This is a genomic window from Sulfurimonas sp., from assembly GCF_041563035.1.
Lineage (GTDB): Bacteria > Campylobacterota > Campylobacteria > Campylobacterales > Sulfurimonadaceae > Sulfurimonas.
This window is the reverse complement of sequence record NZ_JBFFNS010000008.1, coordinates 22,486-40,290: the sequence shown is the minus strand read 5'-3', so window position 1 is coordinate 40,290 and position 17,805 is coordinate 22,486. Positions and strand designations below refer to the sequence as shown.

The following is a 17,805-nucleotide window of genomic DNA, read 5'->3' as shown; positions in this document are numbered from 1 at the left end:
CATCTCCATATAGCCATTTTGGCATAATTGAGGATATTCTATCCAATGTTTACTAAAATAAAGTTTTATGAAATATTTTTTGTAGAAAATGTAGAGTATTTACTTCACAAAATGTGAAGTAAATTAGTTTTTTTTATATTTATATAACAATAGGCATAACAACTGTTTTAAAGTTATTATCAACTAGTAAAAAAGGTAAATTACCTTCATTTAATCCTATACTAAATTCTGAAGAATTTATACTATTTAAAAAGTCTAAAAGATATTTAGAATTAATTGCTATTACAAATTCTTCCGTAAAATTTGTGTTGTAGCTAATTTCTGTTTTTGCTTCTATATTATCATCACTTAATGATTCAAATGTTATAAAATTATTTAAAAAAGTAATTTTAACATCTGAAGATATTGTAGTTATTTGTTTAATAGAGTCAATCATAATTGCTTTTGGTAAAACTAATGTGTTAGAGACTTCTTTTGGAATAATTCTAGAATATTCAGGAAATTTTCCGTTTATTAGTTTTGTAAAAAAAGTATATTGTTCTGAATGAATTATAAGATTAGTGTCATCATAATAGAGTTCTATGTTATCAAAGAAAAGTTTTTGAATTTCTATAATAGCTTTTTTAGGAAGAATTATTGATAATTCACTAGCACTTTGATTTGGAATATTGACAATAGCTAATCTTCTCGTATCTGTGGATGCAAAGTTTATACTGTCTTGTTTTATATCTATAAGAGCACCATTTAATTCAAATTTAGGATTATTAGTGTCAATAGCCGGCGTTATCTTTTTAAGTGATTCTATTAATGAGTGAGATTCAATTGATATGCGAGATTTTCCTTCATAACTTGGAAACTCTGGAAATTCATTATAAGAAAAAGTAGGTAGTTTAAAGTTAGAGTGAGATTGTGAAATATATAACATTTCATTTTTAATTTCTAAATTTATTTCCCCATCTTTTAAAATTCTAATAATGTCTAATAGTTTTTTACCATTAGCAGTAGTACTACCAGTAGATATTATATTTATTTTATCAGTAGATACTTCTAAGCCTATTTCATAATCAGTAGCTTTTATAGTCAGTTTAGAATCATTTACATTTATATATACATGAGAAGTTATTTGTGAAGTATCTTTTTTTTCTAAAAATGGCTGAGTGTAAACTAGTATGTTTTCTATGATTGATTTAGAAACAGTAATTTTCATATTAATTCCTATAATTATATAATATTTTAGTATGTAGTAGTAGGAGGGTGTGATTATGTGAATATCACCTCTTCCTTCCTATTTTAAGAGCTTCTTGCATGTGATGAACCAAGTCAACTCTTTTCACACCTATTCACTTTTATGATTATATCTTTTTTTTTAATCAAATGTGTCACTTTTAAGAGACCGAAGTTATTTTATTAGTTAATTCTTCAATTTTTACTTTAAAATCTTCATCATTTTTCATCAGTTCATTAATCTTTTTAAGTGTGTGACTTATGGCTGTATGATCCTTCATTCCAAAATACTGAGCTAGTTGAGGCATAGTATTTTGAGTAAGTTCACGACATAGATAAATAGATATTCTTCTAGCATAAACCAGGTTTTTACTTCTACCTTTTGAACGAATTTCAGTCGGTTTTATATTTAGGTCTTTTGCAACATTATTTGTAATAGTATCAAGTGTTAGATTAGCGCGATTTTCTTGAAGCTGATCTTTTAATACGTTTTTAGTAAATGCCAAATCAATATCAATATGCATGAGTTGTGAATATGCATGTAACTTTGAGAGGATACCTTCTATTTCACGAACATTACTCTCTATAACAGTTGCTATATAGTTAATGATATCGTTTGAAAGTTTTACTTTATTGATCTCACATTTTTTCTTTATGATAGCTATTTTTGTCTCAAGTTCAGGTGGTTGAATATCTGCTACTAGTCCCCATTCAAATCTGCTTTGTAATCTTTTTTCTAAGCCGCCTATTTTCTTTGGATGCTTGTCAGCAGTTAATATAATTTGTTTTCCAGAACCTTTTAGAGCTTCAAATGTATGGAAAAATTCTTCTTGAATACCCTCTTTATTACTTAGAAATTGAATGTCATCTATAAGTAATACATCACATTTACGATATTTTTCTTGAAATGAAGGCATAGTCTTATTTCTAACATGACGTATAAAGTCATTTAAAAATTGTTCAACTGATGTGTATATAACACTTTTACCCTGATTTTGAAAAACATTTCCTGCAGATTGCATTAGGTGAGTTTTTCCTAAACCAACACCACCATATATAAAAAGAGGATTATAAACCTCGCCGGCTTTTTCACTAACACTCTTTACAGCTGCATAGGCAAACTGGTTAGATCCACCAACCATAAAATTGTCAAAAGTATGAGAAGGATTTAGTAGGGAGTGTTGTTGTTTTTGTTCAATTTTTTGTTTTTTTATTTTTGAATCTATTGAATTTTTAAGTGTTATTCTTACACTTACTTTAGAACCGCTCTTAACTTCAAACAGATGAGCTATCTTTTCACTATATTTACTTTTTATCCAGTTACTAATCAGAGCATTTGGAGCATAAAAAATTACTAAATCACTTGATGACTTTTTAGCATCATAAGTAAGTTGCTTAATATATCTGTTATATTGTACTTCTGTTATCTCTTCTTTCAGTAATTCTAAAACTTCTTGACCTATATTCACATAAAACCCTATTTAATTATTTATATGTGAATATTAGCACTCATTTACATAAAATAGGGTTAAAATTATGTGAATAACTAAAAAATATCAATGTGAATATCTGATAATTAATTTGTTTGAAGTGTATATTACATAGCTTTTTAATATAATGATAAAAAATTAATATATTGGCAGAAAATGACAATACTTGGAATTGACCCTGGAACAAGAAATATGGGTTATGCACTTATATCTTTAGAACGTGGAAAAATATCTCTTATAGAAGCTGGTCTTATAAAGATGAAAGCAGAAAATCTGCAGTTTCAGATTCCTCAGATGGTGGAGGGAATAGATACTATATTTAAAAAACATGAGATAGATGAAGTTGCTATGGAAGATATTTTCTATGCTCATAATCCGGCGACTACTATTAAACTGGCTCAGTTTCGTGGGGCTATTATGCTAAAACTTTTAGAAGTTCATGGTCAATTTCATGAATATACGGCACTTCAGGTAAAAAAAGCTCTTACGGGAAAAGCAAAAGCTGGTAAAGAACAAGTAAATTTTATGGTTAAAAGACTTCTAAATATAAAAAAAGAGATCAAACCACTTGATATCTCAGATGCTATGGCAGTTGCTATTACACACTCACAAAGAGTTACAATACGTAAGTAGTTATAGATAATTAAGCCTTCAATTTTTCATTGCTCTTGCGATATATCAAAAAATAAAAAAAGTAAAGAGAGTATACTTTCGAATTATTATAAGCAATAATATATGTTGCTTAGTCAAGGAAAAAATATGAATAATTTACCAGAAGGTCATCCGGTAAGAGTATACCTAGAAGAAAATCAACTTATTCGCGGTTTGATGGCTAGTATAAATAGTATCAATATAGTAGAAAACAATGAAGAGTTTAAAGAAAAATTTGCAAGACTCTGTTTAGTAGAAAAACACTTTGCTAGAAAAGAAAATCAACTTTTCCCATACTTAGAGCAGTATGGCTGGACATCTCCTTCACAAAATATGTGGGCTTTCCACGATGATATTCGTGCTATAGTTAAACAAGCTAGAAATCTTGCAGACACAAGTGAAACACAGTCATTGATGATGGTTTTACAAAATCTTTTTCATAATTTGGAACATATTATGCAAGTTGAAGAGGGAAGACTACTTCCAAGAGCTTTGGAAATGCTTCAAGAAGACGACTGGAAAGAGATGCGTGATGGTGATGAAGAAATAGGTTGGATGTTTGATGAAGCTCCTGCAGCTTATCCCGCACATGTAAAAGATGAATATATTCACCCCTCACAAGATACTAAGAAAAGAAAACTCCCCTTTTCACTTGATGGTAGAATAGATTTAGAACAAGGTCATATGTTACCGGAACAGATAAACTGGTTATTAAAATTTATGCCTGTAGATATCACTTATGTTGACGAAAATGACATAGTAATTTTTTATAATCGTGGTGATAATAGAGTATTTCCAAGAAGTGCAGGAATCATCGGACGTGAAGTTAAGTTTTGTCATCCACCAAAATCTGTTGATCAGGTACTAATGATTCTTAGAGAGTTTAAAGCCGGTCGTAGAGATGAAGCAGAATTTTGGATTACTTTTAAGGGTCAGTTTATTCACATTCGTTATTTCGCAATTAGAGATGATGAAGGAACTTATAAAGGTGTTATTGAAGTTTCTCAAGATGTTACTCATATCAGAGGGCTTGAAGGTCAGCAAAGATTACTTGATTGGGAATAGTGTATAATACGATAAATATCATTTAAGGAATAACTAGAATGGCAAAATTAGACAATGTTAGTGTAGTAAAAGAAGCAAACATCTATTACGATGGAAAAGTTACAAGTCGTACAGTTGAGTTAGCAGATGGTTCTATTCAATCTTTAGGAATCATGTTACCTGGTGAATATACATTTGGGACTAACGAAGCTGAGATTATGGAGATGCAAAGTGGTGATTTAGATATTAGATTGCCAGGTGAAGAGTGGAAGACTCTAAATACTCCTGAGACTTTTAATGTTCCTGCAAACTCTTCTTTTGATTTAAAAATCAAAACAGTTACAGATTACTGCTGTTCATATATCAAGTAAATATATTCCAGAGTATGTTAATACTCTGGAGTTCTATCTTCAGGTCCAATATATAGTTGACGCGGACGTGCAATCTTTATAGTATCTTGCTCTTTTAATTCAATCCACTGAGAAATCCAGCCAGGTGTTCTGCCTATAACAAATATAACAGCAAACATATCTTTAGGAATTTTTAAAGCTTGAAGAATAAGACCAGAATAGAAATCTATGTTTGGATATAAACCTCTACTAACAAAGTAATCATCATTTAGAGCAATATTTTCAATTTTATTAGCTACTTCTATCAGTTCACTATTTATACCAAGCTCTTCAACAAGATCGTTTCTGATTGCTTTAAGTGTTTTTGCTCGAGGATCAAAGTTTTTATAAACACGATGCCCAAATCCCATAAGTCTAAATGGATCATTTTTATCTTTAGCGCGAGCTATAAACTCATCCACTCTATCAACTGTACCTATCATCTCTAGTTGACGAATTACAGATTCATTAGCACCACCATGAGCACGACCCCACAGTGCACCAATACCTGCACTGATAGCAGCATAAGGGTGAGCATGTGTTGAACCAAGATTACGTACAGAAGTTGTTGAAGCATTTTGTTCATGATCTGCATGTAGGGTAAAGATTGTATCCAATGCTTTTATTTCAATAGGGCGCAGATCAACATAGTTGTGAGGATAAGCTCTCATCATATATAGAAAGTTTTCTGTGAAACTTTTTTCTATATCTGGGTAGATTATTGGTAATCCATTTGAATATCTATATGAAAAAGCTGCAAGTGTAGGCATCTTCGCAACAATGCGGTGAGCCATTTCCATATATTCTTGTGGAGTGTCAATATCCAAATGATCAAAATAAAATGTTGATAGAGCAGATACTCCTGCTGATAGAATAGCCATTGGATGAGCTTTATCTGGGAAAGAGTCAAAAAGTTTTTTCATCCCTTCGTGTATGAATGATCGTTTTCTTATCTCATCTGTAAAATCAATTAGTTCCTTTTCTGTAGGAAGCTCTTTATGCAACAAGAGATAAGTTGCGTCTAAAAAAGTCTTTTCATTTGCAAGGTATGATATATCATACCCTCTATACATCAGTTGACCTTTATCTCCATCAATATAAGTAATTTTGGAACGACAAGATGCAGTTGATGTATATCCCCTGTCAAAGGTAAACATCCCTGTCTCTTTGTAAAAAGTTGAGATGTCAACAACAGATGGTCCAACAGTACCGTCTAAAATAGGAAGTTCGTATGTTTTTCCGTTTCTATTATCTGTTAGTGTCATAGTATTTTTACTCATAATAATCCTTTATAGTTTTATTGTGAAATATTATATCATATAAATTGTGAAGCCAAATTATTTAGACTTACTTCATCTAAAGCACCAGAAGTTCTATGAACTTCTTTGCCATTTTTAAATACAATGATAGTTGGTATACTTCTGATACCAAACCTAGCTCCGAGGCTTTGTTCATTCTCTGTATTCACTTTTGCATAGAGTGCTTTTAGCGGAAATTTTGCAGCACTCTTTTCAAAGTTTGGTCCCATCATTTTACATGGTCCACACCAAGGTGCCCAAAAATCTACAATTACTGGAATATCACTATTTACTAAAACTTCATCGAAGTTAGAATCTGTTAGCTCGACAGGTTTTGTCTCTAGAAGTGAATTTTTACACTTTCCGCAATTGGCTTTTTTATAAGACTCTTTAAGTGGAATGTTATTAACGCTTTTACAATGTGGACAGATTACCCTCATCTTTTTCTCCTATAATACTATGGCAAATATATTGCCTCTTCTAAATAAATATATTCTTTTTTTATTTAGTGAAGACGTTGAAGTTTTGAAATCATCAATATTAAGTATTTCATTATCTTCTATCTGCACTATTATGTCATCTTTTATGATACCGATTGAGTATGCTTCACTATTAAGTTCTACATTATCAACTAACACACCACCTCTTATGTTAGCACTAGCTCTTAGTAATTTTTGTAGTTCTGTTGGTAGAGCTACAACATCCATACCTTTATAGTTTAGAGTTCCAGATGCTATTTGATTGTCTAATGAGCCCAGTTTAACATTTATAATATCTACTTTTTTATCTCTAAGGAACTTTATGTTTACAACTCTTGATGGCTGGAATGATCCTATAATGTTTTTAAGTCCACTTGCACTCTCTACCTTTTTTCCATTTATTGAGATAATAAGATCACCTCTTTTTAGACCAGCTTTACTTGCCGGAGAATTCTCTTCTACACTTATAATCAGCCCACCATATTTATTATCATAAAAGCTGCTCATATCTTCATTCACATTTGAGATACCTACACCTAAGTAGGCACGAGTATACTTCCCGGTGTCTATGAGTTGCGTTGCTATTGAAGTAACCATATTAGAAGGTATTGCCAAACCTATCCCAACATTTCCGCCGCTTCTTGATATGATAGCTGAGTTTATTCCAATTAGATGACCAGCTGAGTTAATAAGAGCACCACCTGAATTACCTGGATTTATAGATGCATCCGTTTGTATGAAGTCTTCATATTCAACAATACCGATGCCGCTTCTACCAGTGGCAGAGACTATGCCTTGTGTTATAGTCTCGCCAACACCAAATGGATTTCCAAGTGCAAACACAACATCGCCGACTTTTACTTTATCTGAGTTTAAAAATGTAACGGCGTTTAAATTCTTACCCTCAATTTTAATTATAGCAACATCACTTTTTGCATCTGTACCTATAAGTTTTGCACTGTACTCTTTCTTATCACCGGCAATACTGACCTTTATCTCATCTGCTCCGGCAACAACATGATTGTTAGTAACTATATAACCATTTTTGGAAATTATTACACCGCTTCCAGAAGCACCTTGAGGCATTTGCTCTTGTCTGTTGTTAAAAGGATTGCCATATGCCCTGCCACTGCTTATAGTTCTTCTTGTTGATATATTTACAACGCTTGTTCTAACATTTTCTAAAACATTGTTATATGATAGGATGAAGTTTTGACTAGTAGGATTTTTTCTCTGAGTGTTCTCATCAGCATAATTAAATTCTACACTATCTTTAGCATAAGCAAAAGTTAATGCAACTAAACATATTAAAATTATTTTTTTCATTTTGTTTCCTCCATGTGATAAACAAAGTTTATAACTTATTGGTTTACGAAGGGCTAATGAATAATAAATAAAGAGCTGAAGAGAGTTATTCTTTAAAAGATTTAATACTCTCTGTCATTCCAAAGTCTGGATGTCTTTTAGCACTTAAAACTGCTTGAGCTATTTTGTTGTTATCATTATTTACAACGATCGGAGCTAGAAAATTTATAGTAGAGTTCTCAAGAGGTTTTTGAATAACAACAACATTATAAACGCTAACGTTAGATTTTTCATTAATCTCTAAGATTACTCTTATGTCAGATGGTAAGTCAAATGAGTATTCTCTAAGTGTATAAGGATTAGCTATTGTAAAAGATATATCTTCATTTTCTGTATCTTTGATTGTTGAAAACAGTTCATCTATTTCACTTATCTCAACATTTAATGTGTCTTCAAAACCTAAGATATTTCCTATTACTTTATACTTTTTCATATAATTCTCCTTTAGAATGGGCCTTCTTCATATTTCATACTAGAAGATATTATGTAGCTTGTAGCATTTTTTATGCCAGATAGATTATGATAATCACCAATGCCAAAAGCAAAAGTGCTATCTTCATTTATTAGAGAGATTCCATCACTCATATCTACTAGTGATAGTTTTGATTCTTCCAGAAGTCTTGCATCTGATATAACACTGAACTCTAGGTTTAGTGTTAGCCAATTAAAACCTCTTGCAGTATCTTGACAAGCTATAAGTAATTGCATGATAGTTGGAGATATAATTTCTACTGAACGAATCTCAGCATCTACAAAGTTACCAAATCTTTTTACAAAATTTGGTAGATCTTTTGCAAGTAACGGTTTCATTCTATTGACAACCTACACATTCCATACTTCTATCTTCAACATCGTTAGCAACCTCTGGAGATTGTGAACGTAGATAATAAGTAGATTTAAGACCAAGTTTCCATGCTAGCATATAGATTTCATTTAGGTATCTACCGCTTGCTTTATCTAATGTAATAAATATATTTAGACTCTGACCTTGATCCAACCATTTTTGTCTAATTGCTGCTGCTTTGATTAATACAGTTTGATTAAGATCATATGCAGGAGTATAGTAAGACCAAGTCTCAGGAGAAAGGTTTGGAACGACCACAGGGATAAGACCACTTAGATTTTCTTCAAACCATTTTCTTTTAAATACAGGTTCAATAGCTTGAGTAGTACCAGTTAAAATAGAAATTGAACTTGTTGGTGCTATAGCCATTAGGTAACCATTTCTCATTCCTTGACTCTTAACCTTAGTTCTTAAGTCATCCCACTCATATGTAGATGCAAACAATCCACCGCGATCTACAAGGTTTCTAACTTCAGCGTTAGCATGATCCATCGGCATAATACCTTTGCTCCATTGTGAACCTTCAAAGTCTGGATAAGTTCCTTTTTCAACTGCTAAATCAGAAGATGCTGAAATAGTGTTAAAGCTAACAGCTTCCATTATCTCATCTATTTTATCAAAATGTTCTTGGCTTCCCCATGTTATACCTTGCTCAGCCAGCATCTGAGCTTCACCCATAACACCTAGACCAATAGAGCGGCTTTTCATGTTAGTACGTTTTACTTTTTCTATAGGGTAGAAGTTAAGATCTATAACGTTATCTAAACAACGAACAGCTGTAGGTACTATTCTGTCTATATCTTCTTTAGTATTAACGCGAGAAAGGTTTACAGATGCTAAGTTACAAACAGCAGTGTCACCGTTTATTTTTTCCTTCTCAACTACATAGATAGGTAGTCCGCCAAGAGAATCAAGTGCAGTTACTTTTTTCGCAGGTTTTTCCATACCGCTATCTACTTTCACAATCTCATCTTCTTCATAAGAGACACTCTCTCCATTTTCAAATATGAACTTTATCTTGTAATGGTTAGGGTTAGTGTTTTGGAAGATCTCAGTACAAAGGTTTGAGCTTCTGATAACACCAACGTGGTTGTTTGGATTTGCACGGTTTGCATTATCTTTAAAACAAAGGAATGGTGAACCGGTTTCAAAGTAAGAAGTTAAAATCTTTTTCCAAAGGTTTTTAGCTTTTATTTTTTCTTTGATGATGCTTTCATCTTCTTCTAGTTCTTTATAACGTTTGTTAAAGTCTTCACCATAAAGTGTAGCCAACTCTCTTACATCATAAGGATCAAAAAGTGTCCAGATTGCATCTTCTTGAACTCTTTGCATGAAAAGATCGTTTAACCACATTGCAGGAAAAAGATCATGAGCACGACGGCGCTCTTCACCAGAGTTCTTCTTAAGATCTAAAAAGTCATTTATATCTATATGCCAAGGCTCCATGTAAACAGCGATAGCACCCTTTCTTGTTCCCAGCTGATCAACAGCAATTGCAATATCATTTGTTATCTTTAAAAATGGAACTGTTCCGCCGGCTGCATTTTTATGTCCGTCAATAAATGAACCCATAGAACGTATACCAGTCCAATCCCAACCGATACCTCCACCAAACTTAGAAAGCATAGCCATCTCTTGGTAAGAGTCAAATATACCTTCAATGTTATCAGGAGTAGAACCGATGTAACATGAGCTTAGTTGGTGTCTTGTCGTTCTAGCGTTAGAGAGAGTTGGAGTTGCAAGCATAACTTGAAACTGAGATACCATGTCATAGAACTTTATAGCCCACTCATGCTTATCTTCTTCTCTTTGAGCTAAGAACATAGATATAGCCATAAACATGTGTTGAGGAAGCTCTATTGGATTATTTGCTCTATCTTTGATTAGATATCTGTCGTATAGTGTCTTAACACCCAGGTAGTTAAATAGCATATCTCTTTCAGGCTTGATATGTTTTTCAAGTCTATCTAAATCATACATATCTCCAAGACCTTGAAGAAGTCTGCCTTCTTTCTCACCCTTTTCAAAGTATTTTTTCAAAGAACCATAACCAGTAAAACCATTTACTTGATGATAAAGATTAAACATAAATAGTCTAGAAGCAACAAATGTCCAATTAGGAGCATCTATGTCTATCTTATCAACAGCAGTTTTAATTAAAGTTTTCTGTATCTCTGCAGATGTTATGCCATCGCGAAAGTGAATTTGTGCATCAACTTCAAGTTCGCTCTGAGATACATTGCTTAAGTCTTTAACTGCAGCAGAAGTATATTTTTGAATCTTAGTAATATCTAGTGGCTCCGTTCTGCCATTTCTTTTTATAATTGTTATCATTAATGTTTTCCTGAGGTCTGTCTTTTAATCATTTAGGTAATTATTAGTAAAATAATTAGATAAAAAATCATTTAAATTGTCTAAGATTTTATCTATACTAAACTTTGATAATGATGAATTTGATTAAAATATATTGTAGAAATTTTGAGCAATTTCAATGTATAATTGTGGATGATGTTTAGCATAACCATTATGGTTATACTAAATCATTTTTCACTTACTTTTTAAAGACTCTTTTGAAAATACCATCTACATTTTTCGTGTAGTAATCATAGTTAAAACACTCACGAATTGCTTCTTCGCTTAGTGAATTTCTAAGTTCTTCATCTGCCAGTAAGTGGTTAAGGTATAAAGATTCACCATCTTCATTTGTAGTAGCCTTTCCTTGCTGAATCTCTTCCCAAACTTTCATAGCATTACGCTGAACTATTCTATATGCATCTTCACGAGATACACCTTGTAGAGGAAGTTCTAAAAGAACACGTTGAGAAAATACAAGTCCACCAGTAAGGTTTAGGTTTCTCATCATGTTTTCTGGAAATACTGTAAGGTTAGCGATTACATTGTTCATGCGGTGAAGCATAAAGTCCATTGTGATAAATGCATCTGGTAACCAGAAACGCTCAGTAGAAGAGTGAGATATATCACGCTCATGCCATAAAGCAACATTTTCCATAGCTGGTGCTGCGTAAGCTCTGATCATTCTTGCAAGACCTGTTATATTTTCAGTAAGAATAGGGTTACGTTTATGTGGCATTGCAGAAGAACCTTTTTGACCTTTTGCAAAAAACTCTTCAGCTTCATATACTTCTGTTCTTTGTAAGTGTCTTACTTGAACTGCAAACTTTTCAACTGAAGAAGCAATGAGTGCTAAGGTAGTAGCAAGTCTTGCATAACGATCACGATGAACAACTTGGTTTGAGCAAGGCTCTGGATTTAGTCCAAGTTCTGCCATAGCATACTCTTCTAGTTCAAGTGGTGCATGTGCAAAGTTACCCATAGCTCCAGAGATTTGTCCTACAGCGATAACTTCCATAGTCTGCTCAAGGTTTGTCAGGTGACGAGCCATTTCATCATACCAAACAGCTAAAGTCAGACCAAAAGTAATAGGCTCACCGTGGATTCCATGAGAACGTCCTACCATTAAAGTCATTTTGTGTTCTTCGGCACGCTTCTTGATCGATTCCATTAACGTCTTTACATCATCAATAATAATGTTTAAAGAGTCTCTCATTTGAAGTGCAACACCAGTATCAACTGCATCAGAACTTGTCATACCATAGTGGAACCATCTTGACTCTTCGCCTAAGCTCTCTGATACACTTGTATTAAATGCAATCAGGTCATGCTTAGTAACTGCTTCAATCTCTTCAATACGTTCTACTGAAAAAGTTGCATTCTTTACAATCTTATCTGCGTCGTCTTGAGGAATCTTTCCAAGTTTTGCCCAAGCTTTTACTGCAGCCTTTTCTACTTCTAACCATGCAGCATATCTTGCATGTTGTGTCCACTTTTCTGACATCTCTGGTCTTGCATATCTTTCTACCATTCTCACAACCTTATCATTATTATTTGTGTATAATTTCGTTTATACAAAGTGCGTGATTGTACAAAAATGTACGTAAAGATATGATTAAATATAATAAGTAAACAAAGTTCTTTTATTGTAATTTTTTGAGCGCAATATTTTATAAGAATATAAATGCATTTACAAATCACGAACTTAACTCAAGGATATATAGTTTGCCGTTTATACTAAAGAATTTTTCTAGTCCCCAAAAACAAAGAGCCTTTAAATTTCTTATAAATGAATTAGGTTTATCTCAAAAAGAATCTCAGCGTCATATTGCTAATGGTAGACTGTTCATTAACGGAGAGGTAATGGCTATCCCAACAGCAGAAGTTGAAGGTGACTTTCAATTTTTAGTTTACGAGCCAAGTACGAGAGGATTAAAACCAACTTTTGTTGAAGAGAAGTTTGTTGTATTTGATAAGCCAAGCGGAGTGCTAATACATCCTCAAAATAGAAATACCGAATATTCACTTGTTGATGAACTTAAGTATCAATATGGAAGAGATGCCAATATAGCTCATAGAATAGATCAAGAGACAAGCGGACTTGTTTTATGTGCTAGAAATAAAGAAACCGAAAGAGATATCAAGATGATGTTTGAACTAAGAGATATGAAAAAGAAATATCTTGCACTTGTTCATGGAGAGTTAAAAGATAATATATGTATAGAAGCACCACTGCTAAGACGTGAAGATGAATGTGCAATAGTTAGAATGGTTGTTAAGGTTCATGAAGATGGAAAAGCTTCCAAGACAGATATTAAACCTTTAAAGTATTTTAAAGATAATGATACAACTCTTATAGAGTGCTCCCCCTATACTGGAAGACAGCATCAGATAAGAGTTCATATGTTTCATGTGAAACATCCAATAGTCGGAGATCCTATTTATGGACAGAGTGAAGAAGATATAATAAGGTTTTTAGATAAAGAGTTAGATGCTTATAGAAGAATAGAACTTAGTGGTGCATCAAGGTTACTTCTTCATGCAAATGAATTAGAGTTTGAGCTATACGATAGTGTGTATCATATAAAGAGTAAAGTTGATTTTGAGAAAATATGCCAAGAATCTATGGCTACTCATTCACAATGTGAATAACAATCTTAGATTTTTAAAAGACATTCAATTAACAAAATCCCATTATTGTGAGAATAGCTCTTAAAGCCCTATTTTAGGGCTTTAAGCTATGTGAAAGTATTGTGAATTCAGAATAAATTTATATAAAATTATTCTTAAAAAAATAAAGAATTTAGCAATTTATTTACCATAAAGCTAAAAGATATTCACAACTTAGAACAATGTGTGAATAATTCACATATTCAATAAATTTTAGAATTTCTTTTTTTTTATTATTTTTATTTAAGAGATTCTGGAAATATTTCGAGGATTATTTTTCTATAAGAAAAGTAGGGTATTATTACATTTATAAACGACCTCCCTGGTGTGTTGGTCGTTTTACTTCAATTTTGACTTTTACAAACTTGGTTAGCCGAGCACACAAAAGTTTTGATACTTTCCCGGCTAAATTTTACAAGTGACTTTTTATACGTCGTTATATCTTTTTATGATTTTTTTCACACGATTTTTTAAATTACGAAGTGCCTCAACACTTGTTTGACCATCAGCAGTTAAATTTTCAAAACCATCATCAAACTGTGCTTTTGCAATCCAACCAATTTTTTTGTGGTACTTAATACCAACAAAACGAACATCACCGAAGTGTAGTTGACAAAGGTCATATATTCTTTTAATACGTTCAGTATTAGTTTTTTTATTTTCAGCCATTATATTGCTCCTTAATTTTACTTTGTAAATTGAAGGCTTACCTTCATTTATTTGTCCGAGAAAGTTGCTAAAGCTCATTTCTCTTCGCTTTGGCCGCTTAGACCACTAAAGTTAGCCTCGTTGAGACTTATTATCTAGTTCTATTGGTATTTTATCATAAGTAGATTACAAGTAGTTTACTAGTCTTCTTTTTTGTCATCGTTTGTAGCAGCTTTTAAAAATCCAATTAAACCTACTGCAAAAACGGCGATTAAAAAAACTATTTGGAATATTTCAATGTAACTCATTATATCTCCCCTTCGCTTTTCTCTTTAAGTTGACCACAAGCAGCACTAATATCTATGCCCTTAGAGTCTCTTATAGTACATAATAAGCCATGTTTGATTAAATAGTCGGCAAATGTTACCATATCTTCTTTTGATGGCCTATCATAGTCTGTACCTGGATAGGGATTGAAGTAGATAAGATTTACCTTTGCTTTTATCCCGTGAAGAAGTTTTACAAGTTTCTTTGCGGAACCTAAATCATCGTTTTTACCTTTAATAACAAGATATTCAAACATAACTCTTTTTCTGGTATCTATTGGAAAGCGTTTTACAGCTTCTATAATAGAGTTTATGTTGTGAGCTTTGTTCATAGGTATAAGTTCAGTCCTAAGCTCATCGTCTACAGCGTGAAGTGATATAGCTATGTGAACACCCAAGTCCATTGCTCCAAGTTGATCTATTTTATTACTTAAACCGCTTGTAGATACAGTTTGACGTTTACCACCTATACAAAGACCATCATCCTCTTTAAATATTTCTATAGCTTTAGCCAGATTATCTAAGTTATCCAGAGGCTCACCCATACCCATATAGACGATATTAATCTTTCTATTGTGTTTATGGTCATTGTCGCGCTTTAGTGTAACAACCTGAGCTACAATCTCTCCAGGAGTAAGATCTCTTGTAAAACCACCTTTCGCAGTTAAACAAAAAGAACACCCTACTTTACATCCTACTTGAGTTGAGACACAAATTGTATACTTAGCCTCTTGTATTACTTCACCATTTTCATCAAGCTGAGTATCTTTCATCTTGAGCCAAACAGCTTCCATTGTTTTACCATCTTGCATCTGAAGAAGATATTTTATTGTTCCGTCAGTTGAGACTTCTTTATTCACAATAGTAAGAGGATTAACTACAAATTTTTCAGCTAGTTCTTCTCTTAATGATTTTGGTATGTTCTTCATGTCATCAAAACTTTCAGCATATTGATGATACAACCAGCCAAATATTTGGTTGACTCTAAAGCTAGGTTTGATTAAAGTTTGAAGTTCTTTTTTTGTAAAATCAAGTAATGATGGTTTTGTGTTAGTCATTATTTAGTTAGTTCCTTGATTCTATTTTTCACATGTGCACTTAACAGTTCTTTAGCTTTTTCATGGTTCTTTAAAAAGTCTTCATGAGCATTTTCGTTTGTGTAGTTCGTTATACAAAATACTCCTCCAGCCGGAATATTAAACTCCTCTGCTATCTTTAAAACACTGAAAAATTCCATGTTCTCTATTCCCACGCCAAAGCTTAAAAACTTTTTTGTAAGCTCTTTATTTGTGGATATATAGTTAGATGAATTTACTATAACATCTTTAACTCTGTTATCTATGTTAGTAGAGACAACGTTGTCTAATGGAGTATAAGCATCTGATGTTAAAAAACCAAGTTCAATATTTGAAGCTGTTTTAGATTCTACTATATCGAAGATGTTATGATCTCCATAACTGCCTGCACTTCCTACAAAAAGTAGAAACTCCGGTTTATCAAATAGACATAATCTTGTAAGATTCATAGCTGTCTCAATTAGCCCTACTCCCATGGGTTGAGCAAAGTCAAAAGTCTCGTTGTTTCCTGCACAAATTATCATTGTTATAGTCTTACCGGTATATTGTTGTCATGTAAATAATGCTTTAGATCCATTATATCTATCTCTTTATAGTGGAAGATACTAGCTGCAAGTGCCGCGTCCGCACCACACTCAAAAGCATCTTTTATATGCTCCATTGTCCCTGCCCCGCCACTTGCAATTACGGGTACATTTACAGCTTTTGAAATCTGCTCAGTAATATTAAGTTCAAATCCTGCTTTTGTACCATCTGCATCCATGGAAGTGAGAAGTATCTCTCCACTTCCGCGCTCTACAACTTCCTTTGCCCATTCTACTGCATCTATCCCAGTGTCAACTCTGCCGCCGTTTAGGTATACGTTATATCTATCGCCTGTCTTTTTAACATCTATTGCAGTAACAATACATTGAGAACCAAAACGTTTTGCACCTTCATCTATAAGCTCAGGACGTTTAATTGCTGCTGAGTTTACACTTACTTTATCACAACCAACATTTAGTAGTTTATAGATATCATCAAGTTTTCTGATTCCACCACCAACTGTCAGTGGTATAAAAACTTCACGTGCAACTTGGGCAACAATATCTACTATAGTATCTCTATTATCACTAGAAGCTGTAATGTCTAAAAATGTGATTTCATCAGCACCTTCTTCGTTATATCGTTTTGCAACTTCAACAGGATCACCTGCATCTCTAAGACCGACAAAATTTACACCTTTTACAACGCGTCCATCTTTAACATCAAGACAAGGGATAATTCTTTTAGCAAAATAATTCATGATAGTTAGAACCTCTTATAATATATCGCAATTATACAGTTTACTGCTTATATTTAAATATGATTAATAAACAAGTTATATGTTTCACATGAAACATTGTCCTGTTAATATCTAATAAATTTGATTATTAATGTTCATTTTATTAAAAATCGTTATAATAGTGGGACAAAATAATCTAAAATATATATAGGAAATTCTTATGGATAAAGAACATATTCTTGAACATCTAAGAGCTGCTAAATCTGCTCACATAAAATGGGTACAAAAAGCAAAACTTCTTATAAATGGCATTGATGTGAAAGAGGACTCTATTCCTGTTGATTCAACAGAATGTAAGTTTGGTCAATGGTTTTATGCTGAAGGGCAAATATTAAATGCTCTATCTAATAATCCTGTAGAGTGTATGGTTAAGATAGAAAGACTGCATTTTAATCTACATGATGTTTATATGAACATATTCAATATATATTTTAATAGACCAAAAGGTGGGTTTTTCTCAAAACTTTTTGGACAAAAAACTACTGTAGAAGATTATGAAGCAGATAAGGCTAGACAGTATTATGCTAATTTGGAAATTATTTCTAAAGAACTTGTAGAAGAATTAAATAGATTAGAGAGAAGATTGATAGCAGTCCCGGAAGAAAGAATTAAACAACTGATTTAG

At 32.7% G+C, this 17,805-nt stretch carries 18 protein-coding genes; 5 read left to right on the top strand and 13 right to left on the bottom strand.

The window, feature by feature from the left end; genetic code table 11:
- Positions 1-139 precede the first annotated feature (139 nt).
- Positions 140-1,207: a DNA polymerase III subunit beta gene (gene dnaN, locus ABZC13_RS07190; RefSeq protein WP_373001819.1), complete on the bottom strand. Its 1,068-nt coding sequence runs from the start codon at positions 1,205-1,207 to the stop codon at positions 140-142.
- 178 nt (positions 1,208-1,385) lie between these two features.
- Positions 1,386-2,693, bottom strand: a complete 1,308-nt coding sequence (dnaA, locus tag ABZC13_RS07185; protein ID WP_373001817.1) for a chromosomal replication initiator protein DnaA — start codon at positions 2,691-2,693, stop codon at positions 1,386-1,388.
- Between the two features lie 177 nt (positions 2,694-2,870).
- On the opposite strand from dnaA, the gene ruvC reads away from it, so the two are divergent.
- The 3 genes from ruvC to ABZC13_RS07170 all read left to right on the top strand — a co-directional run bounded on the left by ruvC (position 2,871) and on the right by ABZC13_RS07170 (position 4,780).
- Complete coding sequence (gene ruvC, locus ABZC13_RS07180; RefSeq protein ID WP_373001815.1) at positions 2,871-3,347, top strand: crossover junction endodeoxyribonuclease RuvC; 477 nt, start codon at positions 2,871-2,873, stop codon at positions 3,345-3,347.
- A gap of 126 nt (positions 3,348-3,473) precedes the next feature.
- Complete coding sequence (locus ABZC13_RS07175) at positions 3,474-4,430, top strand: DUF438 domain-containing protein (protein ID WP_373001813.1); 957 nt, start codon at positions 3,474-3,476, stop codon at positions 4,428-4,430.
- A 38-nt stretch (positions 4,431-4,468) separates the two neighbouring features.
- A complete protein-coding gene (locus ABZC13_RS07170) occupies positions 4,469-4,780 on the top strand; it encodes a pyrimidine/purine nucleoside phosphorylase (protein ID WP_373001811.1) in 312 nt (103 codons plus the stop codon).
- A 17-nt stretch (positions 4,781-4,797) separates the two neighbouring features.
- Here ABZC13_RS07170 and ABZC13_RS07165 read toward each other — a convergent pair whose 3' ends face one another.
- The 7 genes from ABZC13_RS07165 to purB all read right to left on the bottom strand — a co-directional run bounded on the left by ABZC13_RS07165 (position 4,798) and on the right by purB (position 12,667).
- Positions 4,798-6,078: a citrate synthase gene (locus ABZC13_RS07165; protein WP_373001809.1), complete on the bottom strand. Its 1,281-nt coding sequence runs from the start codon at positions 6,076-6,078 to the stop codon at positions 4,798-4,800.
- A 35-nt stretch (positions 6,079-6,113) separates the two neighbouring features.
- Positions 6,114-6,536, bottom strand: coding sequence for a thioredoxin TrxC (trxC, locus tag ABZC13_RS07160; RefSeq protein WP_373001807.1), 423 nt, complete (start codon positions 6,534-6,536; stop codon positions 6,114-6,116).
- Between the two features lie 9 nt (positions 6,537-6,545).
- Positions 6,546-7,901 (bottom strand): trypsin-like peptidase domain-containing protein, encoded by a 1,356-nt coding sequence (locus tag ABZC13_RS07155; protein WP_373001805.1) that lies wholly within the window; start codon positions 7,899-7,901, stop codon positions 6,546-6,548.
- Between the two features lie 85 nt (positions 7,902-7,986).
- The gene (fliW, locus tag ABZC13_RS07150; RefSeq protein WP_373001803.1) at positions 7,987-8,373 is read right to left on the bottom strand and encodes a flagellar assembly protein FliW; all 387 of its coding nucleotides are present in this window, start codon (positions 8,371-8,373) and stop codon (positions 7,987-7,989) included.
- 11 nt (positions 8,374-8,384) lie between these two features.
- Entirely contained in the window at positions 8,385-8,750 is a 366-nt protein-coding gene (locus tag ABZC13_RS07145) for a hypothetical protein (RefSeq protein ID WP_373001801.1), read from the bottom strand.
- A gap of 1 nt (position 8,751) precedes the next feature.
- Positions 8,752-11,115 carry a ribonucleoside-diphosphate reductase subunit alpha gene (locus tag ABZC13_RS07140; RefSeq protein WP_373001918.1) on the bottom strand — a complete coding sequence of 788 codons (2,364 nt, stop codon included), beginning with the start codon at positions 11,113-11,115 and terminating at the stop codon, positions 8,752-8,754.
- A 220-nt stretch (positions 11,116-11,335) separates the two neighbouring features.
- Entirely contained in the window at positions 11,336-12,667 is a 1,332-nt protein-coding gene (gene purB / locus ABZC13_RS07135; RefSeq protein ID WP_373001799.1) for an adenylosuccinate lyase, read from the bottom strand.
- Between the two features lie 194 nt (positions 12,668-12,861).
- On the opposite strand from purB, the gene ABZC13_RS07130 reads away from it, so the two are divergent.
- Positions 12,862-13,788, top strand: coding sequence for an RluA family pseudouridine synthase (locus ABZC13_RS07130; protein WP_373001797.1), 927 nt, complete (start codon positions 12,862-12,864; stop codon positions 13,786-13,788).
- 444 nt (positions 13,789-14,232) lie between these two features.
- On the opposite strand, the gene ABZC13_RS07125 is transcribed toward ABZC13_RS07130, so the two are convergent.
- The 4 genes from ABZC13_RS07125 to hisF all read right to left on the bottom strand — a co-directional run bounded on the left by ABZC13_RS07125 (position 14,233) and on the right by hisF (position 17,141).
- A complete protein-coding gene (locus ABZC13_RS07125; protein WP_373001795.1) occupies positions 14,233-14,475 on the bottom strand; it encodes a hypothetical protein in 243 nt (80 codons plus the stop codon).
- A gap of 286 nt (positions 14,476-14,761) precedes the next feature.
- The gene (gene rlmN, locus ABZC13_RS07120) at positions 14,762-15,838 is read right to left on the bottom strand and encodes a 23S rRNA (adenine(2503)-C(2))-methyltransferase RlmN (protein ID WP_373001793.1); all 1,077 of its coding nucleotides are present in this window, start codon (positions 15,836-15,838) and stop codon (positions 14,762-14,764) included.
- A complete protein-coding gene (locus ABZC13_RS07115; protein WP_373001791.1) occupies positions 15,838-16,380 on the bottom strand; it encodes a purine-nucleoside phosphorylase in 543 nt (180 codons plus the stop codon). Before ABZC13_RS07115 ends, rlmN begins: the two co-directional genes overlap by 1 nt.
- A 2-nt stretch (positions 16,381-16,382) precedes the next feature.
- Positions 16,383-17,141 (bottom strand): imidazole glycerol phosphate synthase subunit HisF, encoded by a 759-nt coding sequence (gene hisF, locus ABZC13_RS07110; protein WP_373001789.1) that lies wholly within the window; start codon positions 17,139-17,141, stop codon positions 16,383-16,385.
- 199 nt (positions 17,142-17,340) lie between these two features.
- Here hisF and ABZC13_RS07105 point away from each other — a divergent pair, with 199 nt between their 5' ends.
- Entirely contained in the window at positions 17,341-17,805 is a 465-nt protein-coding gene (locus ABZC13_RS07105; protein WP_373001787.1) for a CZB domain-containing protein, read from the top strand.

Coding starts and splice junctions, on each gene's coding strand:
- dnaN (WP_373001819.1), bottom strand. CDS start 1,207: ATGAAAATTACTGTTTCTAAATCAATCATAGAAAACATACTAGTTTAC.
- ruvC (WP_373001815.1), top strand. CDS start 2,871: ATGACAATACTTGGAATTGACCCTGGAACAAGAAATATGGGTTATGCA.
- ABZC13_RS07175 (WP_373001813.1), top strand. CDS start 3,474: ATGAATAATTTACCAGAAGGTCATCCGGTAAGAGTATACCTAGAAGAA.
- ABZC13_RS07170 (WP_373001811.1), top strand. CDS start 4,469: ATGGCAAAATTAGACAATGTTAGTGTAGTAAAAGAAGCAAACATCTAT.
- ABZC13_RS07165 (WP_373001809.1), bottom strand. CDS start 6,078: ATGAGTAAAAATACTATGACACTAACAGATAATAGAAACGGAAAAACA.
- trxC (WP_373001807.1), bottom strand. CDS start 6,536: ATGAGGGTAATCTGTCCACATTGTAAAAGCGTTAATAACATTCCACTT.
- ABZC13_RS07155 (WP_373001805.1), bottom strand. CDS start 7,901: ATGAAAAAAATAATTTTAATATGTTTAGTTGCATTAACTTTTGCTTAT.
- fliW (WP_373001803.1), bottom strand. CDS start 8,373: ATGAAAAAGTATAAAGTAATAGGAAATATCTTAGGTTTTGAAGACACA.
- ABZC13_RS07145 (WP_373001801.1), bottom strand. CDS start 8,750: ATGAAACCGTTACTTGCAAAAGATCTACCAAATTTTGTAAAAAGATTT.
- purB (WP_373001799.1), bottom strand. CDS start 12,667: ATGGTAGAAAGATATGCAAGACCAGAGATGTCAGAAAAGTGGACACAA.
- ABZC13_RS07125 (WP_373001795.1), bottom strand. CDS start 14,475: ATGGCTGAAAATAAAAAAACTAATACTGAACGTATTAAAAGAATATAT.
- rlmN (WP_373001793.1), bottom strand. CDS start 15,838: ATGACTAACACAAAACCATCATTACTTGATTTTACAAAAAAAGAACTT.
- ABZC13_RS07115 (WP_373001791.1), bottom strand. CDS start 16,380: ATGATAATTTGTGCAGGAAACAACGAGACTTTTGACTTTGCTCAACCC.
- hisF (WP_373001789.1), bottom strand. CDS start 17,141: ATGAATTATTTTGCTAAAAGAATTATCCCTTGTCTTGATGTTAAAGAT.
- ABZC13_RS07105 (WP_373001787.1), top strand. CDS start 17,341: ATGGATAAAGAACATATTCTTGAACATCTAAGAGCTGCTAAATCTGCT.